Annotated in this window: 13 protein-coding genes; 11 read left to right on the top strand and 2 right to left on the bottom strand. The window is 48.5% G+C overall.

Annotation, left to right across the window (positions count from 1 at the left end; genetic code table 11):
* Positions 1 to 74 precede the first annotated feature (74 nt).
* Positions 75 to 767 carry a YhcN/YlaJ family sporulation lipoprotein gene (locus ACTHRH_RS15700; protein ID WP_186328310.1) on the bottom strand — a complete coding sequence of 231 codons (693 nt, stop codon included), beginning with the start codon at positions 765 to 767 and terminating at the stop codon, positions 75 to 77.
* A gap of 285 nt (positions 768 to 1,052) precedes the next feature.
* Between ACTHRH_RS15700 and coxB the strand changes: the two genes are divergently transcribed.
* From coxB to ACTHRH_RS15755, 11 genes are all read left to right on the top strand, one after another.
* Positions 1,053 to 2,060, top strand: a complete 1,008-nt coding sequence (gene coxB, locus ACTHRH_RS15705) for a cytochrome c oxidase subunit II (protein WP_144935435.1) — start codon at positions 1,053 to 1,055, stop codon at positions 2,058 to 2,060.
* A 70-nt stretch (positions 2,061 to 2,130) separates the two neighbouring features.
* Entirely contained in the window at positions 2,131 to 3,972 is a 1,842-nt protein-coding gene (ctaD, locus tag ACTHRH_RS15710; protein WP_440416512.1) for a cytochrome c oxidase subunit I, read from the top strand.
* Positions 3,973 to 4,590, top strand: a complete 618-nt coding sequence (locus ACTHRH_RS15715) for a cytochrome (ubi)quinol oxidase subunit III (protein ID WP_440416440.1) — start codon at positions 3,973 to 3,975, stop codon at positions 4,588 to 4,590.
* Between the two features lie 4 nt (positions 4,591 to 4,594).
* Entirely contained in the window at positions 4,595 to 4,909 is a 315-nt protein-coding gene (locus ACTHRH_RS15720; RefSeq protein ID WP_440416442.1) for a cytochrome C oxidase subunit IV family protein, read from the top strand.
* 206 nt (positions 4,910 to 5,115) lie between these two features.
* Complete coding sequence (locus tag ACTHRH_RS15725) at positions 5,116 to 6,030, top strand: cytochrome c oxidase assembly protein (protein ID WP_144935424.1); 915 nt, start codon at positions 5,116 to 5,118, stop codon at positions 6,028 to 6,030.
* Positions 6,031 to 6,044: 14 nt separating this feature from the next.
* A complete protein-coding gene (locus ACTHRH_RS15730; protein WP_186328309.1) occupies positions 6,045 to 6,515 on the top strand; it encodes a DUF420 domain-containing protein in 471 nt (156 codons plus the stop codon).
* 303 nt (positions 6,516 to 6,818) lie between these two features.
* On the top strand, positions 6,819 to 7,535 hold the full coding sequence (locus tag ACTHRH_RS15735) for an ABC-2 transporter permease (RefSeq protein WP_440416514.1): 717 nt from the start codon (positions 6,819 to 6,821) through the stop codon (positions 7,533 to 7,535).
* Between the two features lie 3 nt (positions 7,536 to 7,538).
* Positions 7,539 to 7,961, top strand: coding sequence for a GntR family transcriptional regulator (locus tag ACTHRH_RS15740; protein ID WP_440416444.1), 423 nt, complete (start codon positions 7,539 to 7,541; stop codon positions 7,959 to 7,961).
* Between the two features lie 161 nt (positions 7,962 to 8,122).
* Positions 8,123 to 9,028, top strand: coding sequence for an ABC transporter ATP-binding protein (locus ACTHRH_RS15745; protein ID WP_379285507.1), 906 nt, complete (start codon positions 8,123 to 8,125; stop codon positions 9,026 to 9,028).
* The gene (locus ACTHRH_RS15750; RefSeq protein ID WP_150959267.1) at positions 9,028 to 9,930 is read left to right on the top strand and encodes an ABC transporter ATP-binding protein; all 903 of its coding nucleotides are present in this window, start codon (positions 9,028 to 9,030) and stop codon (positions 9,928 to 9,930) included. Before ACTHRH_RS15745 ends, ACTHRH_RS15750 begins: the two co-directional genes overlap by 1 nt.
* Complete coding sequence (locus ACTHRH_RS15755; RefSeq protein WP_150959266.1) at positions 9,923 to 11,200, top strand: ABC transporter permease; 1,278 nt, start codon at positions 9,923 to 9,925, stop codon at positions 11,198 to 11,200. The genes ACTHRH_RS15750 and ACTHRH_RS15755 overlap by 8 nt, the downstream gene beginning before the upstream one ends.
* A gap of 198 nt (positions 11,201 to 11,398) precedes the next feature.
* On the opposite strand, the gene ACTHRH_RS15760 is transcribed toward ACTHRH_RS15755, so the two are convergent.
* A complete protein-coding gene (locus tag ACTHRH_RS15760) occupies positions 11,399 to 12,757 on the bottom strand; it encodes an extracellular solute-binding protein (RefSeq protein WP_440416447.1) in 1,359 nt (452 codons plus the stop codon).
* Positions 12,758 to 12,995 lie beyond the last annotated feature (238 nt).

The raw sequence follows: 12,995 nt of genomic DNA on the forward strand, positions 1-12,995 counted from the left end.
CAAAGAACGCGGCCCAAGGCCGCAGCCTTCCCGGCTTATCCCGGGATCGGGGGCCGGGGGGAAGGCTGCAGAGCTTACCGGACGGGTTTATTGTCGGAACGACTGAATAGCTGGCGGACGGTCCGGTTGAAATCTTCTACATAACCGTCTAGAGGGTATCCCTTCCAGCTTTCCTGTGCGTAGGTGTTCATTTGGTTAATGAAATCCCGGTTAGCGGAAATATACACCTGCTGGACAGAGGGATAGGCGGCTTTAATCCGCTCGGCAATAGACTGCTTGAAGCCGTGAGCCAGGCGGTCGGGGTCCTCGACGGTATCGTAGTTGTTAATTCCTGTTGCGAGATCCTCCGGATTTGCGTACTGGTTAAAGGTAAACGGGTTGTATCGGCCGAGTGAGGTGCCGGAATTGTTCGTTTCTTTGCGTGCAGATGTACTGCCTGTCGTTCCGGTGGCGGAGCTGTCAACGAGAATGGCACAGTAAGCATTGCGATCCGTCAGCATGACAATAGCGCTGTTGACGCCGTCCAATTCCTCCACTTCCCGGGACAAGCTTTGGCTGAACGCTAATGTCTTATTATCGTGGAAAGAAGCGCTCTGCTGCTTAATGCCGTAAGTTCTGTTGCCCTGCTCCTCCGCAGGGACCTCGATGCGGCTCCCATAATTGTTGGCGTTTCGGCGGTCGGCCTTCAGATCGTAACAGCCGCTTGTAATCAGAAGCATAATCGAGATGAAAACGAAACAGGCCGTACGATTTAAACGAGTATGCATGTTTTTCCTCCTTGTTGCGAATAATCGTTGTATAGATAGCATGGGTCAGGAAGTTCAAATTATGCCCATTCCCAGAAGGCAAAACCTGCATTTTCGAGATGGAAATGACAAAAACGGATGGCTCTAAACCGAGTCGTGGCAAGGATTTAGAACATTGTGTGAACTTTCCTAGGAAGATTGACAAACCTGTATAACGAATTTATAGTTAATACGTGATTAGGTTTCTTGACACGGTGCGCATCCATGGTGATAGCGGTTAAAACAGAAAATTGGGGTTGATAAAAGATGAATCGTTGGAAATTTGTATGGCGTCTAATGCCCCTGCTGGCGGTATTGGCGTTTTTGCTGACCGGGTGTGGCGAACCTAACCTTTCCGCGCTTGATCCCAAAGGGCCTGTAGCTAGGGAACAACTGTTCATGATAAAGCTCAGCATAGGGATCATGATTTTTGTGTTTGTGGTCGTAATATCCATCTACACCTACGTTCTTCTGCGTTTCACGAAACGTAAGGGAGATAAGGATATCATTCCGAAGCAGGTGGAAGGCAGCCACTTGCTGGAAGTGATCTGGACCGTCATTCCGATCATTCTGTTGATCATTCTTGCGGTTCCTACTGTTACGTATACATTTAAGCACTCAGAGGACTACACTCAGAACGACGATATTCTCCAGGTGAAGGTAACCGCGCATCAATTCTGGTGGCAGTTCGAGTATCCTCAATATGGAATTATCACCGCTCAAGACCTTGTAATTCCTGCGGGACAGCAAGTTTCGTTCCAAGTCACAGCTTCCGATGTTAACCACTCCTTCTGGATTCCTGCTCTTGGAGGGAAGATTGACACCAACCCCGGTATGATGAACGTCAGCCATCTGGAGGCAGACGAACCGGGAGTTTACCGTGGTAAATGTGCAGAGCTTTGCGGAGCTTCCCACGCCTTGATGGACTTCAAAGTAGTGGCGAAGACGGAGGCTGAATTCCAAGAATGGATCGACAAGATGAAGACACCTGCAACGATTACCGCTGAAGCATCTCAGGGAGAGCAAATTTTCAAAGACAACTGTCTGTCCTGCCATGCGGTCGGAGCAGAAGGCTTAAGCATGGGGCCTAACCTGACCGGATTCGCTGACCGTGAATTGGTCGCTGGCATCCTGGAACATAACGATGAGAACATAAAGAAATGGATTCGGGACCCGCAAGCCGTCAAGCCGGGCAATAAGATGCCTAAGATCAATTTGACGGAAGAGCAGCTGGATCAGCTTGTTAAATACTTAAATCAATTATCGTTGCAATAACGGACAGCTTTGAAAAAAGGAGGTAACCACGTTGGCTCAATCTCATGCGGTAAAACGTTACACCGGCTTAATGGATTGGTTAACTACGATTGACCATAAGAAAATAGGGATTCTATATTTCCTTGCAGGGGGAATGTTCTTCCTCATCGGGGGATTGGAAGCCCTCCTGATCCGGATTCAGCTTCTCTACCCCAACCTGGAAATTTTCGTTGGAGGCACGTTTAACCAGTTAATAACTATGCATGGTACGACCATGATCTTCTTGGCGGCCATGCCGATGCTTTTAGGTTTTATGAACGCTATCGTTCCTTTACAGATCGGTGCACGTGACGTAGCGTTCCCGTTCCTGAACTCTCTCGGATTTTGGCTGTTCTTCTTCGGCGGTCTGCTGCTGAACCTGAGCTGGTTCATGGGTGGGGCCCCGGACGCCGGATGGACCGCATACGTTCCGTTGTCTACAGATACCAGCTTGTTCGGAGTGGATTTCTACGTAGTCGGTTTGCAGATTTCCGGTTTGGGTACTCTGATTGGAGGAATTAACTTCCTCGTTACGATCGTAAATATGCGTGCTCCTGGAATGACTTACATGCGTATGCCGTTGTTTACGTGGACTGCATTTATTACTTCGGCATTGATTCTGTTTGCTTTCCCTGCGGTAACCGTAGGTTTGGTCCAGCTAATGTTCGACCGTCTGTTCGACGGAAACTTCTTTAATGTAGCCAAGGGTGGAAATATCGTTCTTTGGCAGCATATTTTCTGGATTTTCGGACACCCTGAGGTGTATATTCTGATCCTGCCGGCATTCGGGATCATCTCTGAAGTCGTCAGCACATTCTCCAAGAAGAGATTGTTCGGATACAGCTCCATGGTGTTCGCGACTATCCTGATTGGGTTCCTGGGCTTCATGGTTTGGGTTCACCATATGTATACGGTAGGAATGGGGCCTGTAGCTAACTCGATCTTTGCTGTAGCAACCATGGCTATCGCCGTACCGACCGGGATTAAAATCTTTAACTGGCTGTTCACGATGTGGGGAGGACAAATCCGCTTCACCGCCGCTAACCTGTGGGCGGTCGGATTCATTCCAACCTTCTTGATCGGCGGTATGACCGGGGTTATGTTATCTGTTCCTCCGGCTGACTTCCAATACCATGACTCTTACTTCGTTGTTGCTCACTTCCACTACACTATCGTAGGCGGAATGATGTTCGGTATCTTCGCAGGCTTCTACTACTGGTGGCCTAAGATGTTCGGACGTATGCTTAACGAAGGCCTGGGCAAGCTGCACTTCTGGACATTCTTTATCGGATTCCATCTTACATTCTTCCCGCAGCACTTCTTGGGCTTGATGGGAATGCCGCGCCGGGTATATACGTTCCTGCCGGGACAACAGCTCGAGCTGGGCAACTTCTTGAGTACTATAGGCGCAGCATTGATGGGAGTCGGTGTAGTCGTATTCGTTCTTAACATTATTATTGCAGCTATGAAACCGGCAGACGCTCCTGCGGATCCGTGGGATGGACGTACATTGGAGTGGACGATTCCTTCTCCTGCTCCGGAATATAACTTTAAGCAGCTTCCGCTCGTTCGCGGATTGGATGCTCTGTTCAAAGAGAAGATGGCAGGTAACAAAGAGATGACTCCGGCGGAGCCTCTCGGGCCGATTCATATGCCGTCTCCATCGATTCTGCCATTCATCATGTCGCTTGCGCTGTTTATTTCCGGGTTCGGCTTCATGTTTGCCCGATATGATTTCGGCAGCAGCCTGATGAATACATTGTTCGGTGACCATATTATCGCGATTTTCGGCCTTGCAATCTTCTTCCTGTGCATGATTATCCGTTCGTTCAAGGACGATCCGGGTTGGCATATCGAACTGGAGGAACTGCAAGGAAAGGGAGGTAAGGCTTAAATGGCAAATGCAAATCACATGAACGGCACACTTCCTGCCCAACCGGAAAAAGCGACACTTGAAGGTAAAAATAAACTTTTGGCGTTTTGGTTTTTTCTAGGCGGCGAGACCGTCCTCTTCGGAACTCTGTTCGCGGGCTTTATCGCCCTTCGGAATCAGGTTCCGGAGGGCCCGACGGCCGATGAAATATTCAAGCTCGGCATGGTCGGTACGGCAACATTGATTCTTCTCACAAGCTCCTTGACGAGCGTGCTGGCAATGATCGCCATGCATAAGCACAAGGTCCAGGCTATGCTCGGATGGCTGATCGCAACCGTTGTTCTCGGTTTATCCTTCCTGGGTCTTGAGATTTATGAATTTGTGGAGTACGTTCATGAAGGCCATACATTTACAAGCAGCGCCTTCGGTACATCCTTCTACACCTTGGTCGGTTTCCACGGTGCGCACGTTGTATTCGGAACGATTTGGATCACAATGCTGATTATTCAAGGTTACAGAAAAGGATTAACGGTAGTGACCGCGCCTAAATTTTACGTAGCCAGCTTGTACTGGCACTATGTCGACGTAATTTGGGTATTTATCTTCACCGTAGTTTACTTAATGGGAAAGGTGGGTTAAACGGATGAGTTCAGAACAGCAATCTTCTGCGCCAAATGTACGTCATCGCGTTGAAGGCCCGAAAAACCATTATATTACGTATCTTGTCTCGATTTTGTTGACGATGTTTGCTTTTGCCGCTGTAATCTACGGCGGCTTGAGCAAAGCATTTCTGGTAGCGTTCCTGATTCTGCTGGCCATCGTCCAGGCGGTTTTCCAATTGGCGGTGTGGATGCATATGAAGGAAAAGGATCACACCTTCCCGATTATCGGCATTTTCTTCGGAGCTATCTTCGGAATGTGTGGAGTCGTAGCGGCACTATTTTGGATTTGGTGGTAAGTATTTATAGGGGGAGAGGCGGGATTAGATTAGACTGGTACCGCCTCTCTTTCTTTAAAATATAAGAAAGTATAAGTTTTGCATGCTTATTCAGTTCTTATATTTCATCGAGAAACTGTACTCCTTGGACAAGGATGGCCGCCGTTTCTTCTTGGATAAAATGATGCTTTGGCTTTGTTAAACAGGAAAATAAGGGGGTAAAACCCGTGCCAAATACAGGACATATCCATCAAAACCCGGATTTCTTCGCTCTATGGAGACCTGACATTCTGCTGCTGGTGATTCTGGCCGGTGTCGTCTATTTTTATTTGATGGGCCCCGGGCGCAAATTTTTTGCAGAGTCGGGACCGGTAAGCGGAGGCACCAAGGCATTAATGATTACGGCGCTTGGCGTCTATTATCTGGCTCAGGGAACGCCGATCAATTATTACGGACACAGCCATTTGTTCAGTTCTCATATGCTGCAGATGTCTTTGATTTACCTCGTCTTCCCGCCTTTATTTTATTTGGGGCTGCCACATTGGCTTATAAAATCGATAATTGAGATTAAGTGGATCAAACCGTGGCTGTACCGGATTACTCATCCGCTTATTAGCGTGATTGTCTTTAACGCTTTATTTTCTTTCTACCACATTCCGACAATTTTTAACTATATTATGGAAGTTCATTATCTCCATCTAATCTATCATTGGGTTCTGATGCTGACGGCTTTCCAAATGTGGTTTCCGATTTTTGTCAAAGATCCGAAATGGAGCAGACTCAACGGTCTTCAGAAGATGGTGTATATGTTTGCCAACGGCGTCCTGTTGACTCCGGCTTGCGCTCTGTTAATTTTTACTCAAGTGTTGGTTTACGACGTGTATATGGGGGCACCGCAAACATTATTCTTCCTTCCTTCGTTAGATGACCAACAGATGGGCGGAGTCGTCATGAAGATTATGCAGGAGATTGTCTATGGAATTGTTCTGGCCTACAGCTTCTTCGAATGGTTCCGTTCGGAAAGGAAGAAGGAAGAGCAGATGGATCGGGATCTCCTGGAATCACTGCAGCCGATGAAGCGCAGCGAATCGGGGGAAACGCGGGATTCTGTATTAAATCCTAAACAAGTACCATCATCATAAATTAATGGGACGGGATGGCATTGAACTACTTACTTCCAACGATCAGCACCTCTTTTATCGTCATTAGCGCTGTTCTGGTAGCGATTGGCTGGTATCATATTCGTCAGAAAAACCGGATAGCGCACGAACGGTTTATGGTAGCCGGAGCGATATTTGCCGTTGCTTTTTTTATCGTATATGTATCGAGAACCATCTTTGCGGGAAATACCGCTATAGCCGAGAGTGCTCCTGATGCGGTAAGATCGTTTTATTATGTCTTCTTATTATTTCACATTGTGCTGGCAACGGTATCTGCGGTATTCGGAATTGTGACTTTAACTCTCGCTTATAAGAAAAGCTTTGCCAAGCACCGAAAACTCGGCCGTTGGACGGCTGTCATGTGGTTGATAACAGCTCCGACGGGAGTTATTGTTTATACTTTGCTCTATGTCCTCTATCCTGGGGGAGATACCAAGCCGGTCATTGACGCTATTTTTGGCTGGTAACCTTCTATACGCTAAATCAAATCTGCACTTAAAGGTGCAGATTTTTTTATGTTTGGCTTAGACTCATTAAGAAACGAGATATATAAATATAGCAAAAAGAACTGGCAACCAAGTATTTTACAGGCAGGAAGATTAGGAGAGCGTAGATAGATTTGGAGAGTATAAAGAAAATCGATGAATAGTATTGCATTACAGAATTCAAATCTGTATACTGTATATAACAATATATACAGTAATCACAGCATAAATATGGATTGGAAAACGGATAGAGAACAGAGGAGAAGGTGATCGTCGGTGGACAGGATGTTCATGTGGAAGAATGTCCGGTTTTTAATAAAATACGAAAGTGTTCGAACCGGTTGGGGATGGTTATGGACAACGATATTTTACTTTTTCTTTTCCCTGACGACTGTTTCTTTACTATACAGTCAGAGCTACACACTGTTTACTCGCTTTGCTGCCGATATATTCTTCTTGGCCGTTACGGGAACGATTGGGTTTACTTTCATGTCCAGAGATTATGGGAGCAATTGGTGGAAATCCCATGCTCTGTCCAAGAAACTGACGCTGCTTAAGAGCCTTCCCGTTACTACCTTTGAGATTGTTTTCAGCCGTTACATTGCATACTTACTGGTTTTTGTAATCATGAGTCTAGTTTATTTTGTCCCTCTATATTTTATAAGTCAATGGGAACTTCTTCCTCTCACGAGAGAGCAGTACATTTCCTTCGTGTTTATTTGGCTCGGATATTCATTGGCTTGCGGCGGCTTATATCTTCCGATGGAGCTCTCTCTTAAAGAGAGAACGTATTTTATATGCTGCGTGATTCATATGTTCCTTCTAATCTTTGTCGTGGCGGGACTGCAGTTGGCTGGAATTCATCTCGTGGAGGAAAGTATGGAACTGGCCGGCAAGAGCAGCATTCTGGCCCCCTTAATCAGTATAGCGGTTGGTGGGGTGATCCAAGCAGTCTGCTTGCGCATTTCCGTTCGACGGTTAGACTGGCGGGATGCAAGTTAGATTGTGCGGCAAGAGAATGGAGTGGAGGTGGGGATGATGCGCATTCCGGTCACAATTACTAATGATAGCGGTAAGCCTCTATATCATCAGATCAAGGAGCAGTTGAGAGCCATGATTCTAAGCAGACATTTGCCGGAAGGCATGCTACTGCCCTCTATTCGGGAATTCGCAGCGGATCTGTCCTGCAGTGTCATTACCATCCGCAGAGTGTATCAGGATTTGGAGCAGGAGGGATTGCTTTATACAAGACAAGGCACCGGCACATTTGTGGCCAGAGTGGGCGAAGAGGAACGGGAACGGTTCCGTAATGTGGCAGTCTATGAAGCTTTCCGTCAAGCAGTAGAGACAGGAAGACAGGTACAGTGCTCCTCCGATGAAATGAGATCCATTCTGGACGAGCTGCTGCAGGATACAGAACCGAATTAATGGGCGCTTGCGTCTTGTAGGACTATGAATAACCGAAGCGCTTCAAAATCTAGAAAGCATAGCCGTGTCCATGAGGCCGACTTAGAACATGATGGGCCTTTTTGCATGAAGGGTTGGAGAGCAAGCGTGTACCGAATTTTAAAGAAAAAAGGGGAGAGACTATGGAACCGGTATTGACCGTTTCAGATGTACGCAAGCATTACGATAATCGGTTTGTTCTCGGCCCGTTGAATTTCAGCCTGGAGCCGGGCTATATAACCGCCGTAGTAGGACCGAACGGCTCCGGCAAGAGCACGCTCTTCCGGATGCTGATGAGCCTGGCTTATCCCGACGAAGGCTCGATCCGTCTATTCGGCCGTTCCTACCCCGAGAATGGGGTGGAGATCAAGCGGAGGACAGGATATGTTCCTGAGCTTTCAGAATGGGACGATAGCTGGAGAACAGTTAAGGATGCTGTCCGCTTCTACTCGCATTGGTATCCAAACTGGCAGAAGGACCGATTCCAGGAATTGATGCAGCTTTATTCCTTGGATCCCAAGCTCCGTTTCAAAGGGATGTCCAAGGGGGTACGGAGAAAATTGTCCATTGCCCTGGCCATGGCCCATGACCCGGATCTGCTGCTTCTGGATGAACCTTCCTCCGGGCTGGATCCATTTGCTTCCCGGGCGATGGTGGAGGACATTCACCGCTTTATGGAAAGCGGCAGTAAATCGGTACTTATGGCTACGCATATCATGGACGAAGTTAAGAAGCTGGCCGACTATGTTATTTTTATATGTTACGGGCAGCAGTTAGGCATGTATGAGAAGGATGTCTTGCTGGATGAGTGGAAGGCGGTATGGGTGGAGCGCTCTTCCGACCGTTCGAAACAGTTTCCCGGCGTAATGGAAAGCTCGGGTTCGGGGCCTGTTCGAATCGTAACCAGTTCCTTCGAGGAAACGAGACAGGCTCTGGCCGAGGAAGGAAACCCGATTATTAAAACAGAGTCGCTTGAGCTGGACGAAATTTTTTATCATTTAATGAATAAACACGGGGTATCTGCAGGAAAGGAAAGGGGAGCTGGATAATGGCAGGATTAGAAGTACACGAAATCATCAAGCGGTTCGGAGAGCATACGGCTGTCAATGGAGTCAGTCTGGAGGTCAAGGAAGGGGAAATCTTCGGGCTCCTGGGCGGTAATGGTGCCGGGAAGACGACGACGATGCGGATGGTCTTGGGGCTCATTGTCCCGGATAGCGGCAGAATCCTGTGGAAGGGACAGCCTTATAACGAGAGCTTGCGGAAGACGATGGGCTATTTGCCGGAGGAGCGGGGGCTGTATCCGAAGATCAAAGTGAGCGAACAAATCGTTTATCTGGCCGAACTACGGGGAGTGTCCCGCAAAACCGCGGATAAACATTTGAAGGAATGGCTCGATAAATTCGGAGTTCCGGAATATTACAATAAAAAGGTGGAAGAGCTGTCCAAAGGAAACCAGCAGAAAATCCAGTTTATCGCCTCGGTGATTCATAATCCGGATATTCTGATTCTGGATGAAGCTTTCAGCGGATTGGACCCGGTTAACGTGGAATTGCTCAAAAAGACGGTGTTGGAGCTAAGGGACCAAGGCAAGACGATCCTCTTCTCCAGCCACCGGATGGATCACGTGGAGGAGCTCTGCCAAAATATTTGCATCCTTCATAAATCGAATGTGGTGCTGAAAGGCAATCTGAAGGAGATCAAGAGCTCGTTTCCTAAAGAACGCATTATTTTGGAGACGGACTCCAAGGTTACCGGCCTGGAGAAAATTGACGGCGTGAAGGCGGTTCTGCCACGGGAGAACGGTGTGGAGATTCGTATTTCCAAGATCGAATGCGCACAGCATATTTTGAAAACGGCCATGGAGCAGACCAGTGTTTCCAGATTCCAGGTGTTGGAGCCTACCTTGAACGAAATCTTCATTAAGAAAGTAGGTAGCGGACATGAGTAATATGATGAGCGTTATCCGGTTCACATTCAGAAACCGGTTTTTATCAAAAACGTCTTTAGTAACCACCATCATTTTTGCAGTAATCATAAGTATAGTCATTAATTTGCCTTACATTATTTCGTTATTTTCCTCCAATGAGGTGAAAGCGGTCGGGATAGCGAAGGGAAGCCGTTACTCTCAGGACATAGCTGCGTCTCTCAATCAACAGGAAGATGGAGAGCTGAAGATCGTGCTGCTGCCGGATGTCGGATCTCCGGAAGCCAATCTGCAGCAAGCGAAGGGCAAGATTGACAGCGGAGAAATATCAGGTTACCTGGAGCTGGTGGAAGAGAGAGGAACATTAGTTCAGGCGATCTACCATTCCGATGGCAGCCTGGGAACGGGTGAACAGTCGATTCTGACGACGGTTATGCAGTCCGTTAAGACAGAAGCGGTCGTTAAAGAGCTTGGATTGAGTCAGGAGCAGCTGGTCCGGCTGAATACACCGGTAGAGCTTAAAACGATGGAGATAAGTCCTCAAGAAGGGGGAATGGCAGAGAAGGACCCTGGGGAAAGGGCGATTGCTATGGGGCTTGTCTATGTCCTTGTATTCCTGCTGTTCATGTCCGTCATGATGTACGGCAACCTGGTATCCACCGAAGTGACGGCGGAGAAGAGCTCTCGGGTGATGGAAATATTGATTTCCAGCATTTCGCCCATGACGCAAATGTTCGGGAAAGTGATCGGGATGCTGCTGCTCGGGCTGGCACAAATCGCCATCTTCGCTGTAGTGGCGGCCATTAATCTACTGCTTCCGCATAATATAGAGATTCTAAGCTCCATGGGGATTCAGTTGAGTCAAATTCCGCTGCCGTTGATCGCAGGCTTTTTCTTCTTCTATCTGGCAGGGTTTCTGCTCTATGCGTTCCTGTTTGCGGCAGTCGGTTCTCTGGTCAGCCGGACGGAGGATCTCGGTCAGGCGGTCACCCCGCTTACGTTTATTCTGTTGGCCGGATTTTATATCGGCATGTTTGGCTTAAGCAGCCCGGACAGCACCTTCGTCACCGTGACGTCCTATATTCCTTTCTTTACGCCGATGATTATGTTCCTGCGTATAGGGGTCGGTGATCCGGCCCTGTGGGAGGTTGGGCTGTCCATAGTCATACTGATTGTATCCATCGGTTTCTTCGGATGGCTGTCGGCGAAGATTTACAGAGTAGGCGTTCTGATGTACGGCAAACGCCCTTCCTTGAAGGAAGTCCGCAAAGCGATGAAAGCCTATAAGGTTTAACGCTGCAAAAAGAAGACTGGAGCTTGTCCGAAGTTTACGGAATGGGCCACAGCAAGGAAGCCTCCAACCCGTTGTAAAGTGGGAATGGAGGCTTCTTTTTCTTGGAAATGATTGGCATTGGCAGCATGAAAAAAAGGCCAGACGGAAACTCCGTTGACCTAATCATTATGAAAGAACCCCGGGTTCTTTTTGAGTCCCCTAACGGATTTGGGCACAAGCTGTGGCCGCCGCTTCTGCGGACTCGAGCCCGAGCCAGAACAAAGCAAACTCGGATTTGAGTTCAGCGATCTCGGCCTCGTTGAACAAATCATGAATAAAGAAGTTGTTGTTCATTAACGGGTCCTCAATATTAAGCGCGCGCAGGTAGCTTTCGGTACATGCCGCTTGATTGACTTCCCGGATAACCGATAGGAAGGACGAGCGCTCATACATGGCCTGCTGTACGCCGGGATCCAGGGCCACTCGAATGAATTCGCGGGCCAGCTCGGGGGAGCTGGCCTCGGCAGGTATCATCAGCGCATTGGCCTGCAGCAGCGTAGCCTTCAACGGGCCGAACGGCAGCGGAGCGACTTCAGGCGTAAAGCTGAGGCTCCGGTCCTTCCATCCGGACATTTCGAATGTTGTCGTTAGCGTCATGGCTGCTTTCTCGTACAGGAAAGGATTCGCGTCAGACTCGGGGTACATCGTGGCGATGCGCCGCCGGTACAGCATGTCCTGCAGCAGCGTCAGGGCTGTCCGCAGGCTGTTCTCCTTCAAGCCGCCCCCCTCCTTGGCTCCGCCGTTCTGCAGGGCAAGCACCGGCCAGCGGGAAATATAGGGGTAGACGGAAAAGCCGTAGCGAACGGGCATCCCGTTGCTGACATGAGTCAATCCCTCGGCGGCATTGAGAAAATCGTCCAGCGTCCAGGCTTCTGTCGGCCGGGAAATGTTATCATTCGCAAAAAGCTGTGGGTTGTATGCCAAAAATACCGGCGTGAAGGTTAACGGCGCCGCGATCAGTTGGCCTTCATGACGAAACCGGTTTAGCAATTTCGGGTAAATGGTGTGCAGGCGATCTTCCAAAGCGGTCGTCACATCGGAAAAGGGAGCAAGGACGTCGCTGTCGGCAAGCTGCAAATCCGATACCATGACGATATCGGGACTGAGCCCCATCTCGGAGCTCGATTGGAACGATTTCCAGAAGTTCAAGGCCGGCAGACTCAGCACCTTGACATCTACATGGGGATATCTCTTGGAGAATGCGTCGATGATGGCGGGCAGCCCGTTATCGACGAAGTGAGCCGGGTATGGAGTCAGAATTCGCAGTACATTGCGGTCTGATGGCGAGATGACGAGATCGGCGGGGACCATCGTGCCGAGCCCCGGCCGTTTGATAACAAGTCCGTCATTCTGAAGCTGTTCCAGAGCTTTGCGTACCGAATTACGGCTCATTTTGTAAAATTCGCACAGTTCGTTCTCCGGCAGCAGATAATCACCAGGCTTCACCAAGCCGGTCATAATCTGTTCTTTCAAAGTATGGTACAGCCTCATGTACAGAAATTCGTTTTCCCTGCGCAAAATGATCCCTTCCCATCCTCGTAATATTCAAGTATAATGGTATATGTATGGTACATGTCCCAAATTGTCGTTACCTATCGAATCGTCCTTTGGACAAATAACAGTACGGCAAGCTTCGCAGATTACACCGCTTAAACAACCATTAATTGTATCATTGTTCCACCGAAAAGAGAATGGATAACGCGAAAACAATAAAGAGAAAAACTGCTGAATGGCTGGAGGAGAGAGAAGCGGGGGG

Source organism: Paenibacillus sp. SAFN-117, from assembly GCF_051966115.1.
Lineage (GTDB): Bacteria > Bacillota > Bacilli > Paenibacillales > NBRC-103111 > Paenibacillus_L > Paenibacillus_L residui.